Source organism: Sphingomonas sp. Ant H11, assembly GCF_000797515.1.
Taxonomy (GTDB): Bacteria; Pseudomonadota; Alphaproteobacteria; order Sphingomonadales; family Sphingomonadaceae; genus Sphingomonas.
On record NZ_JSBN01000157.1, the window covers coordinates 14,386 to 28,635 of the forward strand.

13 protein-coding genes and 4 pseudogenes are annotated in these 14,250 nt (G+C 64.3%); 9 read left to right on the forward strand and 8 right to left on the reverse strand.

The genetic code is table 11. The annotated features are described in order from the left end of the window. Positions 1-4: 4 nt before the first annotated feature. From NW75_RS20265 to rnd, 4 genes and pseudogenes are all read right to left on the reverse strand, one after another. On the reverse strand, positions 5-472 hold the full coding sequence (locus tag NW75_RS20265) for a RebB family R body protein (RefSeq protein ID WP_033967198.1): 468 nt from the start codon (positions 470-472) through the stop codon (positions 5-7). A gap of 18 nt (positions 473-490) precedes the next feature. After that, on the reverse strand, positions 491-793 hold the full coding sequence (locus NW75_RS20270; RefSeq protein ID WP_197057887.1) for a RebB family R body protein: 303 nt from the start codon (positions 791-793) through the stop codon (positions 491-493). A 45-nt stretch (positions 794-838) separates the two neighbouring features. Further along, entirely contained in the window at positions 839-1,126 is a 288-nt protein-coding gene (locus NW75_RS20275; protein WP_033967199.1) for a RebB family R body protein, read from the reverse strand. 107 nt (positions 1,127-1,233) lie between these two features. Then, positions 1,234-2,420: pseudogene (rnd, locus tag NW75_RS20280) on the reverse strand (ribonuclease D). A gap of 174 nt (positions 2,421-2,594) precedes the next feature. Here rnd and aspS point away from each other — a divergent pair. The 4 genes and pseudogenes from aspS to NW75_RS20295 all read left to right on the forward strand — a co-directional run. Next, positions 2,595-3,686: pseudogene (aspS, locus tag NW75_RS24060) on the forward strand (aspartate--tRNA ligase); the annotation flags it as partial. Positions 3,687-3,743: 57 nt separating this feature from the next. Further along, a complete protein-coding gene (locus NW75_RS24065) occupies positions 3,744-4,526 on the forward strand; it encodes an amino acid--tRNA ligase-related protein (protein WP_156143092.1) in 783 nt (260 codons plus the stop codon). 2 nt (positions 4,527-4,528) lie between these two features. Continuing rightward, complete coding sequence (locus NW75_RS20290) at positions 4,529-5,572, forward strand: SMP-30/gluconolactonase/LRE family protein (protein WP_033967201.1); 1,044 nt, start codon at positions 4,529-4,531, stop codon at positions 5,570-5,572. Then, complete coding sequence (locus tag NW75_RS20295) at positions 5,569-6,360, forward strand: polyphosphate kinase 2 family protein (RefSeq protein ID WP_033967202.1); 792 nt, start codon at positions 5,569-5,571, stop codon at positions 6,358-6,360. The genes NW75_RS20290 and NW75_RS20295 overlap by 4 nt, the downstream gene beginning before the upstream one ends. Positions 6,361-6,377: 17 nt before the next feature. Here NW75_RS20295 and NW75_RS20300 read toward each other — a convergent pair whose 3' ends face one another. Further along, on the reverse strand, positions 6,378-6,833 hold the full coding sequence (locus tag NW75_RS20300) for a hypothetical protein (RefSeq protein ID WP_052192544.1): 456 nt from the start codon (positions 6,831-6,833) through the stop codon (positions 6,378-6,380). Positions 6,834-6,922: 89 nt separating this feature from the next. Beyond that, on the reverse strand, positions 6,923-7,552 hold the full coding sequence (locus NW75_RS20305) for a carbonic anhydrase (RefSeq protein WP_033967204.1): 630 nt from the start codon (positions 7,550-7,552) through the stop codon (positions 6,923-6,925). A 66-nt stretch (positions 7,553-7,618) separates the two neighbouring features. Here NW75_RS20305 and lipA point away from each other — a divergent pair, with 66 nt between their 5' ends. Beyond that, positions 7,619-8,536 carry a lipoyl synthase gene (gene lipA / locus NW75_RS20310; RefSeq protein WP_033967205.1) on the forward strand — a complete coding sequence of 306 codons (918 nt, stop codon included), beginning with the start codon at positions 7,619-7,621 and terminating at the stop codon, positions 8,534-8,536. Then, positions 8,536-9,033 (forward strand): type II toxin-antitoxin system RatA family toxin, encoded by a 498-nt coding sequence (locus tag NW75_RS20315; protein WP_033967207.1) that lies wholly within the window; start codon positions 8,536-8,538, stop codon positions 9,031-9,033. Before lipA ends, NW75_RS20315 begins: the two co-directional genes overlap by 1 nt. On the opposite strand, the gene NW75_RS20320 is transcribed toward NW75_RS20315, so the two are convergent. Together NW75_RS20320 and NW75_RS20325 are read right to left on the reverse strand one after the other, a co-directional pair. Then, complete coding sequence (locus tag NW75_RS20320; RefSeq protein WP_033967209.1) at positions 8,955-9,494, reverse strand: CinA family protein; 540 nt, start codon at positions 9,492-9,494, stop codon at positions 8,955-8,957. The two genes, NW75_RS20315 and NW75_RS20320, sit on opposite strands and share 79 nt — an antisense overlap. A gap of 2 nt (positions 9,495-9,496) precedes the next feature. After that, a complete protein-coding gene (locus tag NW75_RS20325; RefSeq protein ID WP_033967210.1) occupies positions 9,497-10,648 on the reverse strand; it encodes a bifunctional 2-C-methyl-D-erythritol 4-phosphate cytidylyltransferase/2-C-methyl-D-erythritol 2,4-cyclodiphosphate synthase in 1,152 nt (383 codons plus the stop codon). A gap of 172 nt (positions 10,649-10,820) precedes the next feature. On the opposite strand from NW75_RS20325, the pseudogene dusB reads away from it, so the two are divergent. The 3 genes and pseudogenes from dusB to ntrC all read left to right on the forward strand — a co-directional run bounded on the left by dusB (position 10,821) and on the right by ntrC (position 14,228). Next, positions 10,821-11,754: pseudogene (gene dusB, locus NW75_RS20330) on the forward strand (tRNA dihydrouridine synthase DusB). Further along, positions 11,730-12,812, forward strand: a complete 1,083-nt coding sequence (locus NW75_RS20335) for a two-component system sensor histidine kinase NtrB (protein ID WP_052192547.1) — start codon at positions 11,730-11,732, stop codon at positions 12,810-12,812. Before dusB ends, NW75_RS20335 begins: the two are co-directional and overlap by 25 nt. Continuing rightward, positions 12,809-14,228, forward strand: a pseudogene (gene ntrC, locus NW75_RS20340) (nitrogen regulation protein NR(I)). Before NW75_RS20335 ends, ntrC begins: the two are co-directional and overlap by 4 nt. The last annotated feature ends 22 nt before the right edge of the window (positions 14,229-14,250 follow it).

The window sequence follows — 14,250 nt, forward strand, 5'->3', positions numbered from 1 at the left end:
TGCATCATTGCTCAGCCGCTGCTGGCTTGGGCGAGGGAGCCGCCACTGCCGCCGCGATGCGGGCGAGCGCTGCGGTCGCCGCCTCCGCATCCTGACCGGCTTGCACAACGCGCGCCTTCAAGACATCGACGGCCAACCGCGCCTGCTGCTCGTAAACCGCGACGATTGCCGAGTTTGGCGAGTGCGCGCCGGGACCGGGCGGGAGCGGTGCGCCCAGGATTTGGGCACAAGCCGCCGCCGTCGTCGCGGATGCGATCGTCGCATCAGCTTGCTGGCGGATCACGGCCTGAAGCTGCCCCAGCGCAATGGCCTGGGCGCTCGCCAGTTCGACCATCGCCGCGGCGGGATTGTCGGCTGCGCCTTTGGTCAGCGCCTGGATTGCCGCTAGGCTGTCCAACACCTGCGCGTTGACCGTAGCGAACGGTTCCGCGGCAGCCTCGGCCGCTGGATTTGGGTCGGTGTGGTCTTGCACTATCGTCCGCCTTTCAGGCTACGCCAGAAGCGACGGGACCAGCCGCCGGTTGGCTTTCGGCGACCGGGGGCCATCGCGGCGGGACTGTGCAACGTGTTGGCCTGGGCGTAGATCAGGGCGACGCCTGCGCGTGGCGGCCTGGGCTGTGATATAGGCCTGTTGCTGCGCGAAGGTAGCGTTGTGCGCAGCCATCGCGATCGTCTGGGCGACTGCCTGATAAAGCGAGGCCAACGCCACGGCGGGGGCGGAACCAAGCGTGACCACGCCAGCTTGCGAAACAGAATCGGTGATCTGGCTGTTGACGGCGGTAGGATAAGCCATGGGTCGTGCTCCGGATTTGGTCGTTCGAGACGAATGTGTGGGGCGTTAAAGCCCCCTCACACGACCCGACTGCAAAATATCTTCCGTGGAGGCTCCCGTGCTCGCGGTATCGATCGAATATAGGGTGGCAACCCCCATCGTCGTGGCCGCTTGCGCTGTTACGTAGCTTTGCTGCTGCGCCGCGGTCGCATTGTGCGCGGCATTGGCCAGCGCCTGCGCGGTGGCCTGATACAGATTTCCCATCGCAATCGCCGGGCTCTCACCCAGAACCTTGACGTTGGCTTGTGTAACCGAGTCGGTGACTTGATCGTTGACAGAGGTCGGAAAGGCCATGAACGTTCTCCCGCTACAAAAAGTTTCGATATCGAAACTTTGCATGGCGAACGTTACCGGTCAATGAAACCCGGAACGAAAGAAACGGGGCTGGCTGATCGTCAAAATTATTGCGGATAGACCGGGGCGTCCTCGGTGCGCGTCATCTTCAACTTGCCGTTCACCACTGCAAAGGCCAGCCGCCCCTCGACCAGGTCGAGCGCATCGCGGCCGAATTGGTCGAAGCGCCAGCCCTCCAGGATCGACAAACCGCTGCGTTGACCCGCGGCCAACGCGTCGAGATCATCGGTGCGCGCAAGCAAGCGCGCCGCCACGTCGATTTCCTTGGAGCGGATCTTGAGCAGCAGCTTGAGCAAATCGGCAACCAGCGCGCCATCCTTGCCCATGCCGGGCTTGCGGTCGTCGCGCGAGGGCAGTTCCTCGGGGGACATCGGTTGGGCATGTTCGAGCGCCGCCATCAGCCGCGCGCGATATCGTTCTGCGCCCAGGTCGCGGAAAGACCGCGCACCTTGGCGAGATCGGCCTGTTTGCGCGGGGCGTGTCCAGCAAGATCGGCGATCGTCTCGTCCTTGACGATGCGGCCGCGCGGCAGATCTTTGCTGCGGGCCTCGATTTCGCGCCAGCGTGCCAGCGCCTTCAGGCGGCCGAGCACTTCGGGCTTGCGGCTTGGCACCTTGATCCGGCGCCAGGCTTCCTCGGGATCATTGGCGTAATTTTTGGGGTCGCCGAGGCGCTCCATTTCCTGGTCGAGCCAGGCCCCACGCCCGGTGCGGCGAAGCCGTTCGAGCATCTTGGGGAAAATCTTGGCGAGATGCGTCACGTCGCCAATCGCATATTCGATCTGCCGTGCATCGAGCGGACGACGGCTCCAGTCGGTGAAGCGCGCGCCCTTGTCGACAGTGATGCCGAGATAGGCGTCGACCAGATTGGAATAGCCGACCTGCTCGCCTTGCCCCAGCGCCATCGCGGCGACCTGCGTGTCGAACAGCGGGTGCGGGGTGGTACCGGTAAGGTTGTAGACGATTTCGAGGTCCTGCCCGCCGGCGTGGAAGACCTTCAGCACATCCTCATTGTTGACCAGCAGTTGCAGCAGCGGCGTCATGTCGAGGCCGGGGGCGAGCGGATCGATCGCGGCGGCTTCGTTCACGTCGGCAATCTGGATCAGGCAGAGTTCGGGCCAGAAGGTGTTCTCGCGCATGAACTCTGTATCGACGCAGACGAAGTCGGCTTCGGCCAATCGGGTGCAGAGATTGGCGAGGGTGGCACTGTCGGTGATGAGCGGATGGATATGCATACAGCCCCCCATAGCGAGCGCCGGGCGGGTTGACAAAGGTGGGTGAGGGAGGGAAGCGCAGCGGCTATATTCGCCGTCACCCCGGCGGAGGCCGGGGCCGCTGCGTTGTCAGGCGTTGCGCTTCGATACACAGCGGCCCCGGCCTTCGCCGGGGCGACGAACATGAGAAGATTTATGCACGCCTATCGCACTCATACCTGCGCCCAGCTTCGCGCCACCGATGTCGGGGCCTCGGTCAAGCTTTCCGGCTGGATCCACCGCAAGCGCGACCACGGAAACCTGTTGTTCGTCGATCTGCGCGACCATTATGGCATCACCCAGATCGTCACCGACAGCGACAGCCCGACGCATGCGGTGCTCGACAAATTGCGGCCCGAGTCGGTGGTCACCATCACTGGCGACGTGGTCGCCCGTTCGGCGGAGACGGTGAACGCGGCGCTCCCCTCGGGCGAGATCGAACTGCGCGCCCGCGATGTCGTGGTGCAGTCGGCGGCGCAGGAATTGCCGATGCCGGTGTTCGGCGAGAACGAATATCCCGAGGAAATCCGCCTCAAATATCGCTATCTCGATTTGCGGCGCGAGCGGCTGCACGCCAACGTGCTGCTGCGCTCCAACGTCATTTCCTCGCTGCGCCAGCGCATGATCGGCCAGGGCTTCACCGAATTCCAGACGCCGATCCTGACCGCCTCGTCGCCCGAAGCGCGCGCGATTATCTGGTGCCGAGCCGTGTGCATCCGGGCAAGTTCTACGCGCTGCCGCAGGCCCCGCAGATGTTCAAGCAGTTGCTGATGGTCGCGGGCTTCGACCGCTATTTCCAGATCGCACCGTGCTTCCGCGACGAAGATGCGCGCGCCGATCGTTCGCCGGGCGAATTCTACCAGCTCGATTTCGAGATGAGCTATGTCACGCAGGACGACGTGTTCGCCGCGATCGAGCCGGTGCTGCACGGCGTGTTCGAGGAATTCGCCAACTGGCAGGGCAAGGGCCGCACCGTCTCCCCGCTGCCGTTCAAGCGCATTCCGTACCGCGAATCGATGCTGAAATACGGCAATGACAAGCCCGATCTGCGCAACCCGATCGTGATCAGCGACGTGTCGTCTGCATTCGCAGGATCAGGCTTTGGCCGATTTGCAGATATTGTTGCCGACGGCGAAGTGGTTCGAGCAATTCGTGCACCAGGCGCAGCTTCTCGGTCTCGCAAGTTTTTTCGACGAAATGAATAGCTGGGCTCAATCCGAAGGTTTCGGTGGCTTAGGTTGGGCAACGTGCGTCGCACGTGACTCCCAGATATCGCTCATTGATCGCATCAACGCCGCAGATCGAATGGAGTTGGATCCGGAACGGAACGTCGTCGAGCAAGAATTGGTAAGCTCGTACATCAGAGCTGAAAGCCCAGCGGACTTTGAAGGGCTATCTGGACCGATTGCGAAGTGGCTGACACCTGGCCGAAAAGTTCAGCTAATCCTAGATTTGGAACTGCAGGATGGCGATGGCGTGTTCTTTGCTGCGGGCAAGGAAGCGCAGGCAGCCAAGCTGGCGGGCCTCGCGCGCACGCGCGTTGCGGAGCAGCTCGGTTTGATCGACGACAAGCGCTTCGAGTTCTGCTGGATCGTCGATTTCCCGATGTTCGAATATGATGAGGATGCGAAGAAGGTCGATTTCAGCCACAACCCCTTCTCGATGCCGCAGGGCGAGATGGAAGCGCTGGAGACAAAGGACCCGCTCGACATTCTCGCGTACCAATATGACATCGTCTGCAACGGCATCGAATTGTCGTCGGGCGCGATCCGGAACCATCGCCCGGAAATCATGTACAAGGCGTTCGAGATTGCCGGGTACACGCAGGCCGATGTCGATACCAATTTCGCGGGCATGATCAACGCCTTCAAGTTCGGCGCGCCGCCGCATGGTGGCTCGGCACCGGGGGTCGACCGAATCGTCATGCTGCTGGCGGATGAACCCAACATCCGCGAGGTGATCACCTTCCCGATGACGCAGAAGGCCGAGGATCTGATGATGGGCGCGCCCAATTTCGCGACGCCAAAGCAGTTGAAGGAACTCAACATCCGCGTGACCGGCGACGCCGCGCGGGCACAAGAGGGTTGAGAATGCCCGGAAGCGCTACAGCAGCGCAGTGGAGCCGCCGTGGCGTCATCGGCGCGGGGCTCGGCTTGCTGGCGGCACCGGTGCTCGGTGCTGAGATCGCTTCCGGCACCGCAGTCACGCCGCATATTCTGCGGCTGGCACCGGGGCTCGACCGCATTCTCGATCCAAATGCGCCGATCGAGACGATCGCAACGGGAATCCGCTGGGCCGAAGGGCCGGTATGGGTGCCGCGTGGAAACTATCTGCTGTTTTCCGACCCTCCGGCAAATATCATGCGGCGTTGGTCGCGCAGCACCGGGACATCGGTATTCCTTTCGCCTTCTGATGCTTTCGCGCCCGATCCAGCGACCGTGCGCGAAGGCGGCTCGAATGGCCTGACGCTCGATCACGCCGGAAACCTGCTGATCGCTGGCAGTGGATCGCGCGCGGTGGTGCTGCTCGATCTCAAGACCAAACGCCGGACGGTGTTGGTCGATCGCTATCAGGGCAAGCGCTTCAACAGCGTCAACGATCTGTGCGTCGCGGCGGACGGCGCGATCTATTTCACCGATCCGCCTTATGGACTGGTCGGGGGCGACCAATCGCCGCTGAAGGAACAGCCGCATAACGGCGTTTATCGCTGGGCACCCGGCGGCGCGGCGGTGCTGGTCGATGGGACGCTCACGCGGCCCAATGGCATTGCTTTGTCACCCGACGGCAAGACGTTGTTCGTGTCGGTTTCCGATGAGCAGGAACCGCGGATTATGGCCTATGCGCTTGATGCGCGCGGGATGCCGACGTCGCGCAGGCTCTGGCTCGACGCCAAGCCGATGCTCGCCAACGCCGCGCCGGGCCTGCCCGATGGCATGAAGATCGCGCGCGACGGTACGCATTTCAACAGCGTGCCCGGCGGGATGATGATCCTCACGCCGGACGCCGAGCCACTCGGACTGATCGCCACCGGCGCGCCGATCCCCAATTGTGCGTTTGGTGAAGACGGTCGCACGCTGTTTCTGACGGCGAATGACCGCATCCTGCGCCTGCGGTTGAAGGTTTCTGCGCTATGACGATCTCCCTGTCCGATTATGAGTCGGGCAAGCCCTATGCGGGCGATTACGAAGCGGATCTGATCGCGCTGCAAACCCGGCTCGCGCATATCCAGGTCGCGCATATCGTCCACCGCAAGCGCGCGATCGTTTTGCTTGAGGGTTGGGACGCGGCGGGGAAGGGCGGGATCATCCAGCGTCTTTGCGCCAATTGGGACCCGCGCAATTTCGAGGTGTGGCCGATCAAGGCACCGACCGAGGACGAGCTCGATCGGCATTTCCTGTGGCGCTTCTGGCAGAAACTTCCCGCCAAGGGCGACATCGCAGTGTTCGATCGTAGCTGGTACGGGCGCGTGCTGGTCGAGCGGGTCGAGGGCTACGCGACCGAAGCCGAATGGAAGCGCGGCTATGACGAAATCAACGAGTTCGAAGCGCAACAGGCCGATTCGGGCACGACGATCGTCAAGCTGTTCGTCCATGTGACGCAGGATGAGCAGGACAAGCGCCTAAAAGACCGGCTCGACCATCCTTGGAAACGCTGGAAAACCGGGCTCGAGGATTATCGCAACCGGGCCAAGCGCGCCGACTATCTCGATGCGATGCACGACATGTTCAAGCGCACCGATACGCGCTGGGGTCGGTGGACGATCATCGACGGCAACGACAAGAAAGCAGCGCGGATCACGGCGCTGACCACGATTGCCGAGCAGCTCGAAGCGCAGGTCGACATGACTCCGCCCGTGCTCGATCCCGAAATCGAGAAGGTCGCGCGCACCGCACTGGGGCTGCCACCGACGCCCGCCGCCTGAGGCGGAGGGCGGCGCGGCTAGACCCAGAGCAGGACGATCGGCACTACGGTGCCAAGCACCAGCAAGATGATCGAAATCCGCCGCATCGCGCGGCTGGCGAGCGCGATCACGATGCCCGTAATCGTCGACAGGCTGAGCGCGATCGACAGCAGAACGACGAAGATCTTGAGCGGCAGGGGCGAGGGGCGTTTGGCCGCGCCGGCGCTCGCTTCCGCACGCGGCTTCTGCGCTTCAGCGGCACCGGGTGCGGGCTTGGGCTTCTCCGCCTTGCGTTCACGCGGCGGGCCCTGATCCTTGTGCACGCTGGCGAGCCACACGATCCAGTTGGGCGGCGTGCCGCCATAGCCCTTGGCTTCCTGCAACCGGAAGGTCTGCAGCGCGCCGCTGATCGCGAACAGCAGGATCATCGGAGCGAAGAACAGCCCGAGATAATGGTGATAGCGGCGCAGCAGCCGAAGCGTGTTGGGTCTCATGCCGAACGGCTAGCCGACCGGTGCCGCGGGAGCAACCGCAACCGCGACACCTACGCCGTATCGACCTATATGTTTTCCCAACGAAAGGGTTACGCGGCCGCGAAGACGCCGTCGTCGTCCATCACGTGCAACACGCCGTCGGCTATGGCAAAATAAGCCCCGCGAAGCTTCAGCGTGCCTGCGGCCTCGCGCTCGGGAATACAGGGGAAGGTTCGCAGGTTGGCGATGCTCACCCGCACCGTTTCCAGTTCCAGTTCATGGATCGCCTCGGGCCCGGAACCGTGTTCCGCCACGATCCGATTGCGCGCGTCGTCGAGCATGTCGACCCAGTGATCGATGAAACCGCCTTCGCCCGGGGCCTTGCCGGCGAAGGCCTGGGTCATCGCGGCGTGCACGCCGCCGCATTGGCCGTGGCCCATGACCACAACTTCAGACACTTCCAATTGTGTCACTGCGAATTCGAGCGCGGCCGAAACGCCGTGGCGTCGTCCATCCAGTTCGAACGGCGGCACCAGATTGGCGACGTTGCGCACGACGAAGATCTCGCCCGGCGATGTGTCGAACACCTGCGCGGGATCGACTCGGCTGTCGGAACAGGCGATCACCATCACCTTGGGGCTTTGACCCTTGGACAATTTGGCCCAGCGGTCGCGCTGGCGGGTCCATTCACTGTCGCGAAAGCGGCGATATCCGCCGATCAGATCTGAAAAATCGGTCATGGGGGCCGTGTATCCGCCCTCAGGGGGGGGTGGCAAGGGCGCGCGGCAGTCGCTATCTGCTCCGCCATGAACGAGATGTCCCCACTCGCCCGCCCGCGTCAACGCAAGCCCGACTGGATCCGCGTGAAGGCGCCAGGCGGCACCGCCTTTGGCGAGACCAAGGCGATGATGCGCCGCCTGAACCTCAACACTGTGTGCGAGGAAGCGGCTTGCCCCAATATCGGCGAGTGCTGGACCAAGAAGCACGCCACGGTGATGATCCTGGGCGACACCTGCACGCGCGCCTGCGCCTTCTGCAACGTGAAGACCGGTATGCCGCGTGCGGTCGACCCGCTCGAACCACAGCACACCGCCGATGCCGCCGCCGAGCTGGGGCTCGAACATATCGTCATCACCTCGGTCGATCGTGACGATCTGCCTGATGGCGGGGCCTCGCAATTCGTCAAGGTAATCGAGGCGCTGCGCCGCACCACGCCCAATACGACGATCGAGATCCTGACCCCCGATTTCCGCAACAAGACGCAAGCGGCGGTCGAGTCGATCGTGGCCGCGCGTCCGGATGTCTACAACCACAACCTCGAAACCGTGCCGCGTCTCTACCCGACGATTCGCCCCGGCGCGCGTTATTATGCGTCGCTGCGCCTGCTGGAGAGTGTGAAGCGTCACGATCCCTCGATCTTCACCAAATCCGGCGTAATGCTGGGTCTGGGCGAGGAACGGCTCGAAGTGCATCAGGTGATGGACGACATGCGCTCGGCAGAGATCGATTTCCTGACGATGGGGCAATATCTGCAGCCGACCCCACGCCATGCCAAGGTGATGGACTTCGTCACCCCCGCCGTGTTCGACGCCTATGCCGCGATCGCGCGCGCCAAGGGGTTCCTGCTGGTCGCGAGTTCGCCGCTGACGCGGTCGAGCTATCATGCCGGTGACGATTTCGCCCGCCTGCGCGCCGCGCGGGAGGCAAAGCTCGCCCAGCGCTGATGCCACGCCATTCCGAAACGCGGCGGCTGCCCTACACGCCCGAACAAATGTTCGATCTGGTCGCCGATGTCGCGCGCTATGCCGAGTTCCTGCCGTGGGTATCGGCGATCCGGGTGCGCTCGAACAGCGAAACGCAGATGGTTGCCGACATGATCGTCGGCTTCAAAGGCTTGCGCGAAACCTTCACGTCGAAGGTCGAGAAACACCGGCCTGAGCGGATCGAGGTCGAATATCTCGACGGGCCGCTCAAATATCTGCGCAATGAATGGGCGTTCCGGCCCGACGGGAGCGGCTGCGCGGTCGATTTCACGGTCGATTTCGCGTTCAAGAATCGCGTGTTCGAAATGTTGGCGGGCCAGGTGTTTGGCACCGCCCTGCGCAAGATGATCGGCGCGTTCGAGGACCGCGCCGCCGTGCTTTACGGGGCTTCCTCGGCCTCAGGCGCGGTATCGTCCTCGGATGGCAGCAGCAGTTCGAGCGCGCACAACGCCGCCTGAAGGCGCACGCCGCCGCGCCCCAAATCGCCGAAATCCTTGCGATCGGCCACGACATGGCCGGGATCGGCACCGCGCTCCGCACGCGCGAACACGACCGTGCCGACCGGCTTCTTTTCGGTGCCGCCACCGGGGCCCGCTACGCCGGTGATCGCGACCGCGACATCGGCACCGCTCGCCTCCAGCGCGCCCTGCGCCATGCTCCACGCGGTTGCCACCGATACTGCGCCAAAGGTTTCGAGTACGTCTGCGCTGACGCCCAGCATCTCCAGCTTGGCGTCGTTGGAATAGGTGACGAAACCGCTCTCGAACATTTCGGACGAACCCGCGATTTCGGTGATTGCGGCGGCGACGAGGCCGCCGGTGCAGCTTTCGGCGAGCGCCACGCGGCGGCCGGCGGCGAGATTGGCGGCAACCACCTTGCGAGCGGCCTCCACCAGTTCGGCGGGCAGGATGGTGTCCATCGTTATCGCTCCCCTGGAACCCGGACGGTGGCGGCGGCCTGCGCCGCAATCCCCTCGCCACGTCCGGTAAAGCCCAAACGTTCGGTCGTCGTCGCCTTGATGCTGACCTGATCGGCGTCAAGCCGCAAGAGCTCTGCGATGCGGTCGCGCATCGCGACGCGGTGCGGGCCGATCTTGGGGGCCTCGCAGATCAACGTCAGGTCGATGAAATCGATGATCCCGCCGCGCGCCGCGATCAGTGAGGCGGCGTGCTGCAGGAACTGCGCCGAATCGGCACCGCGCCATTGCGGGTCGCTGGGCGGAAAATGCGTGCCGATATCACCCGCCGCGATCGTGCCGAGCAGCGCATCTGTGATGGCGTGGAGTGCGACATCTGCATCGCTATGCCCCGACAGACCCTTGTCATGCGGGATCAGCACGCCGCCCAGCCACAATTCCTCGCCTGCCTCCAAGCGGTGGACGTCGAAGCCGGTGGCGGTGCGAGAGCGCATCGTGGTGGCAAGGCGCGACTCGGCGGCGGCGAAATCGGCGGGATGTGTGATCTTTTCGAGCATGGGGTCTCCTTCGACCAGCGCGACCCGGCCACCGACGGCCCGCAGCATTTGCGCGTCGTCGGTCGGTTCGTCGCCGGTCCAGCCGCGATGCGCGGCGAGGGCTGTGGCAAAGTGAAAGGCTTGCGGGGTCTGGATGCGGTGCAAGGCATCGCGGGCAACGGTTTCGCCCAGCTCGCTCTCGCCGCGCGCAAGCGTGTCTGGCACCGGTAGAGCGGGAACAGCGCCGTCATGCGTGTCGAGCGCCGCGATCAGCCGGTCGATCACCGCCGCGCTCAGGAAAGGGCGGGCGGCGTCATGAATGAGCACATGGGCAGGGGGCTCGTTCGCCAGCGCTTCCAGCCCTGCCAGCACCGACAGGCGGCGCGTCGCGCCACCCGTGACATTTTCGGACCCGCCGATCGCATCGTGCAGGAGTGCCTCCTGGTCCGCCCCGATCACCACGATGACGCGGTCGATCGCGGGATGGTTGCGCAAGGCGGCATAGCTGTATGCCAGCACCGCCTTGCCGCCCAGGCGGGCATATTGCTTTGGAACGGCGCTGCCCGAGCGGACGCCGGTACCGGCGGCGACGATGATGGCGGCGGTCTTGGTCGAGGTCATGCGGCGCGCCTAGCCCAAGCCGTGGCCGCCCGCCAGCCCGCCTTGCTGCAAGACGGGCTTTCGCCTATAGGCTGCCCGTTTTTCAGGCAGATCCCATCCCGTGACTTCGCGTACCCTTGCCCCTCTGAACGTCGGCCCCGTGACGATCGCGAGTCCCGTGATCCTCGCGCCTATGACCGGCGTGACCGACATGCCGTTCCGTACGCTGGTGCGGCGCTATGGCTCGGGCCTCAACGTCACCGAGATGGTGGCGAGCCAGGCGGCGATTCGCGAAACGCGCCAGTCGCTGCAAAAGGCGGCATGGCATCCGATCGAGGATCCGGTATCGATGCAGCTCGTCGGCTGCACGCCCTATGAAATGGGCGAAGCGGCGAAGCTGAGCGAGGATCGCGGTGCCGCGATCATCGACATCAACATGGGCTGTCCGGTGCGCAAGGTCACCAATGGCGATGCGGGCTCCGCGCTGATGCGCGATCTCGACAATGCCGGTGCGATCATCAAGGGCGTGGTCGAGGCGGTCAGCGTGCCCGTCACGCTGAAAATGCGGATGGGCTGGGATCACAGCAGCCTCAACGCGCCGCAACTGGCGAAGATCGCGCAGGATCTGGGGGGTAAAGCTCGTCACCGTCCACGGGCGCACGCGCAACCAGATGTACAAAGGCAATGCCGACTGGGCGTTCATCCGCTCGGTGAAGGATGCGGTGACGATCCCGGTGATCGCCAATGGCGACATCTGCTCGATCGAGGATGCCGAGGCGGCGCTCGACCAGTCGGGCGCGGACGGCGTGATGATCGGGCGCGGTTCTTATGGGCGGCCATGGCTGCTGGGCCAGGTGATGGAGTGGTTCGCCAGCGGCCGCCGCGTGGCCGATCCCTCAATCGAGGAACAATATACCGTGATTGCAGAGCATTACGAAGCGATGCTCAGTCATTACGGGAACGAGACCGGCGTCAATATGGCGCGCAAGCATATCGGTTGGTACACGCGCGGCCTGCATGGCTCTGCCGAATTCCGCAATCGCGTGAACCAGATCGCCGATCCGAAGGTCGTTCAGGCGATGCTCGCCGAATTTTACGCGCCCTGGTGCAGTCGCGCCGCCGCGTGAACACGGCCGCCGGTCCCGATTTCGCAGACTTGTTTGCCGCGCTGCCGGTGGCGGTGCTGGTGGTCGACCCCGAGTCACGAGTTGCCCATGCCAATGCCGAGTGCGAAGCGCTGCTCAATCTGTCCGAGCGCGCGATGCTGGGACAGCCATTGGCGTCGATCCTGAAGGCACCGGAGGACGAAAATCCGCGCGACAATCACGGTTTCGCGGCGTTCGATGTCGAGATCGCGCTCAAGCGCGGCGGCAAGGTGCGCGTCGATTATATCGAGTCGCGGATCGCCGATTATCCCGGCTGGCAGACGATCACGCTGCATCATGCCGCCACCTCGCGCCGGATGGGGCACAATGCCGATCGCGCGTCGGCTGCGCGCGCCGCAATTGGCGCGGCAGCGATGCTGGCGCATGAAATCAAAAACCCGCTCTCGGGCATTCGCGGCGCGGCGCAATTGCTGTCCAAGGGCAAGGGTGCGGCGGAACTGACCACGCTCATTACCACCGAAGTCGACCGGATCGCGGCGCTGATCGACCGGATGCAGGATTTCACCGATACGCGCCCGTTGCAGCTTGTGCCCGAGAATATCTATCCCCTGCTGGATCATGCCCGGCGCGTCGCGCTCGCCGGTTTCGGGCGGCATGTGGTGATCGAGGAACGCTTCGATCCGTCGCTGCCGCCGGTCCAGATCGACCGCGACGCGACGCTGCAAGTGGTGCTCAATTTGCTCAAGAATGCGAGCGAGGCCGTGCGCGACCAGGCCGATGCGCGGATTACGCTGGCCACCGCCTATCGCCACGGCATGGCAATTGCGCCCGCCCCCGGCAAACCCCGCCGACCACTCCCGATCGAAATTTGCGTGATCGACAATGGCCCTGGACCACCCGCCGATATTGCCGAACATCTGTTCGACCCGTTCATTTCGGGCAAACCCGAAGGGCAGGGGCTTGGCCTTGCGCTTGTCGACAAACTGGTGCGCGATATGGGCGGGATCATCCAATTTGCGCGCGAAGGAACCCCGCCGATGACCGTGTTTCGCATCATGCTGCCGCGTGGGGGTGCATGACCCGCACCGGACGGATCCTCGTCGTCGATGACGATGCCGCCATCCGCACAGTGGTTGGGCAAGCGCTGAAACGCGACGGCCACCGCGTGATCGTCGTGGCGACGGTCGCCGAGGCCGAAGTGCACCTTGCCGCGACAGCGCCCGACGTATTGGTCACCGACGTGGTCCTACCGGACGGTAACGGCCTCGATCTGGTCGAGCGCGTTGTTCAGGCGCATCCGGGCTTGCCGGTGATCGTGCTGTCGGCGCAGAACACGTTGACGACGGCGGTGCGCTCGACCGAAGTCGGCGCGTTCGATTATCTGCCCAAACCATTCGACCTCGACGTGCTGTCCCGCACCGTCCAGAGCGCGCTCGCCCGGGGGGGCGGGGGCAGTGGCCGATCCGATCGAGGCCGAAGATCGCGCGCTGCCGCTGATTGGGCGGTCGCCGGCGATGCAGGACGTGTATCGCATCATCGCGCGCGTCGTTTCTAATGACCTCACCGTGCTGATCTCGGGCGAATCGGGCACCGGCAAGGAACTGGTTGCGCGCGCGATCCATGATTTGGGGCCGCGCCGCCGTTCGCCCTTCATTGCGCTCAACATGGCCGCGATCCCGCGCGAACTGATCGAAGCGGAGCTGTTTGGCCATGAGCGCGGTGCCTTTACCGGCGCGCAGGCGCGATCGGCCGGGCGGTTCGAGCAGGCGGCGGGCGGCACGTTGTTCCTCGACGAAATCGGCGACATGCCGATGGAGGCGCAAACGCGGCTGTTGCGCGTGCTGCAATCGGGCGAGTTCACCACCGTCGGCGGTGCCCGCACGATCCGCGCCGACGTGCGCATCGTTGCGGCCACCAATCGCGATCTCGCGCAGTTGGTGACGATCGGCCAGTTTCGCGAGGATCTGTTCTATCGCCTCAACGTCGTGCCGGTGCTGCTGCCTGCCTTGCGCGCGCGGCGGCAGGATATCGCGCTGCTCGCGCGCCATTTCCTCGACCGCGCAGCCGAGGACGGCTTGCCGCGCAAGCAGCTCGATCCCGACGCGATCGCCGTGATCGAGGCCTATGACTGGCCGGGCAATGTCCGCGAGCTGGAAAATATGATGCGGCGCATTGCCGTACTGGCGCGCGACGAGCGGATCGATGCCGATGAGATGCGCGCCATGTTGGGTGGCGCACTGCCGTTGGTACCGATGATTGGCGATGCGGGAATCGAAGCGGCCATTCGCGCTCGGATCGAGCGGCTGGCGATAGAGGAACCCGCCGCGCTTGACGATGGAACGCTTTATGACCGAATCATCGCCGAAGTGGAGCGGCCGCTGATCGAGGCGCTGCTGGCGCGTCACGGCCAGAACCAATTGCGAGCTGCGCGCGCCTTGGGAATCAATCGCAACACGCTGCGCAAACGTTTGGATATGCTCGGTATTGCCCCCTGAACGGGCGACGAGCCGGGCTCAC